Here is a 2578-nt window from a genome sequence, read left to right as displayed (position 1 = left end):
CTCCGACGCCATCGCATCGAACAGTGCGGTGGTGAAGTACACGGCGGTGATGTCGTGGCGGACGAGGGCGTCGCCGAGTTCGGCCACGTCGACCTTGGCCACCGGGAGGATCACGGCGGTGCCGCCGCTGAGCAGGGGCACCCACAGCTCGTACGTCGAGGAGTCGAACGCCAGCGGCGAGTACGCCAGCACCCGACGGTGCCGGCGCCCCGCACCCCACCACGGGTCCAGCGCCAGCTCCACCACATTGCGATGCGTGTTCGCCACACCCTTCGGTGTCCCGCTGGAACCCGAGGTGTACATCACATACGCCAACTGGTCCGCATGCACCGGGGCGTGGAAGGGCTCGGCGCCGGATTCGGCCGGCAGGGCCGGGATGTTCGGCGGGGGCAGGGTGGTCAGGCCTTCGGCCGGGGCGCTCCGGTCGGTGACGACCAGGGTGGCGCCGGTGTCGGCCAGGATGAACGCCAGGCGCTCTGCGGGCTGGCGGGCGTCCAACGGCACATAGGTACCGCCCGCCTTGAGGACGCCGAGGACGGCGACCACGTACTCGGGTGAGCGGTCGAGGAAGAGGCCGACGGCGGTGCCGGGGACGACGCCGTGGCCGGCCAGGCGGCGGGCGAAGGCGTCGGAGGCGTGGTCGAGTTCGCGGTAGGACAGTTCGTGTTCCCCGCACACCAGCGCCGGTGCGTGGGGGGTGCGGGCGGCCTGCGCGGCGAACAGCTCGTGCAGCGTGCCCTCGGGGAGGGGGGCGGCGGTGTCGTTGTAGGCGGTGAGCAGGGTGCGGCGCTGGTCGTCGGTGAGCAGTTCGATGTCGGCCACGGGTACGTCGGGGTCGGTGATGACGGCGTCCAGGACCCGGGTGAGCCGGTCGGCGGCCGTCTCGATCGTCGCGGGGTCGTAGAGGTCGGTGGCGTACTCCAGGACGATGTCGAGGCCGCTCGGGCGGCCCGCCCGGTCGCGGTGCTCGTGGAAGTTGACGGTGAGGTCGAACTTGGCGGTGCCCATGCCGGGCCGGCCGGTCTGGGCGCGCACGCCGGGCAGGGCGGGGGCCGGGTCGGCGGCCTCGGCGAGGGTGAGCATGACCTGGAAGAGGGGGTGGCGGGCGGCGGACCGCTCGGGGTTGAGGGCCTCCACGAGCCGGTCGAAGGGCAGGTCCTGGTGCGCCCAGGCGGCCAGGTCGGTCTCCCGTACCCGGTCCAGGAGTTCGCGGAAGGTGGGGTCGCCGCCCGTGTCGGGGCGCAGCACGAGGGTGTCGACGAAGAAGCCGACCAGGGCCTCCAGGGCCTCGTCGGTGCGGCCCGCGACCAGGGAGCCGACCGGGATGTCCGTGCCGGCACCGCAGCGGGAGAGCAGGGCGATGGTGGCGGCCTGGACGACCATGAAGAAGGTGGCGCCGGATTCCCTGGCGAGCGCGGTGAGGGCCTGGTGGGTCTCGGCCGGGCAGTGCACGGTGTGCGTGCTGCCCCGGTAGGAGGCGACGGCGGGGCGCGGCCGGTCGGGAGGCAGGGTGGACTCGGCGGGCAGTGCGGCCAGTGCGGTGCGCCAGTGCTCGAGTTGTGCCTCCTCGTGTTCGGCGAGCAGGTCCCGCTGCCACAGCGCGTAGTCGGCGTACTGGACCGGCAGCGGCTCCCACAGGGGGGCCGTGCCCTCGGCGCGGGCGGTGAAGGCGGTGCCGAGGTCGCGCATCAGCGGGGTGGTGGACCAGCCGTCGGAGGCGATGTGGTGCACGACCAGGACCAGCACGCTGCGGGCCGGGGTGACGCGCAGCAGGGCGGCGTGCAGCGGGAGGTCGGTCGCGAGGTCGAAGAGGTGTGCGGCCTCCTTCGCGATCCGGCCGGGCAGTTCGTCCTCGGTGACGTCGGCGACGCTCAGCGCGACGCTCACCTCCTCCGGGCCGGCGATGTGCTGGCGGGGCTCGCCGTCGTGTTCGGGGTAGCTGGTGCGCAGGACCTCGTGGCGGGCGAGTACGTCGCCGAGGGCCGCCCGCAGCAGTTCAGGCTCGACGGTGCCGGTGAGGGTGAGGGTGAGGGGGATGTTGTAGGTGGTGGAGGGGCCCTCCATCTGGTCCAGGAACCACAGCCGCCGCTGGGCGGCGGACAGCGGCAGGTCCTCGTCCGAGCGGGGGGCGACGGTCAGCTGGGGGCGTGCGGCGGCCGTGCCGGCGCCGTCGGTGAGGTGCTCGGCGAGGCGGGCGACGGTGGGGTACTGGAAGAAGTCCCGCAGGGACAGTTCGGTGGCAAGGGCGCTGCGGATGCGGCCGACCAGGCGGGTGGCGAGCAGGGAGTGGCCGCCCAGGCGGAAGAAGTCGTCGTCGATGCCGACCGCGGGCACGTCGAGGATGTCGGCGAACAGTCCGCACAGCACCTCTTCGGCGGGGGTGCGCGGGGCGCGGCCCGGGGCGCCGCCGGCCTGCGGTGCGGGCAGGGCGCGCCGGTCGAGTTTGCCGTTGGCGGTCAGCGGCAGTGCGGGCAGGACGACGAAGGCGGAGGGCACCAGGTACTCGGCGAGGCGCTCGGCGCAGTGGGTGTGCAGGGTGTCGGTGTCGGCCTCTGCGACGACGTAGGCGACGAGGCGT

General features: G+C 73.6%; 1 protein-coding gene. It reads right to left on the bottom strand.

The window, feature by feature from the left end; translation table 11 throughout:
- Positions 1-2578 (bottom strand): condensation domain-containing protein (locus M8J74_RS44005; protein WP_249841752.1); only part of this gene is annotated, 2578 nt, incomplete at both ends.

The organism is Streptomyces panaciradicis (genome assembly GCF_023516615.1).
Classification (GTDB): domain Bacteria; phylum Actinomycetota; class Actinomycetes; order Streptomycetales; family Streptomycetaceae; genus Streptomyces; species Streptomyces panaciradicis.
Note: the sequence above shows the minus strand (reverse complement) of the source record. Positions and strands in the feature narration are given on the sequence as shown.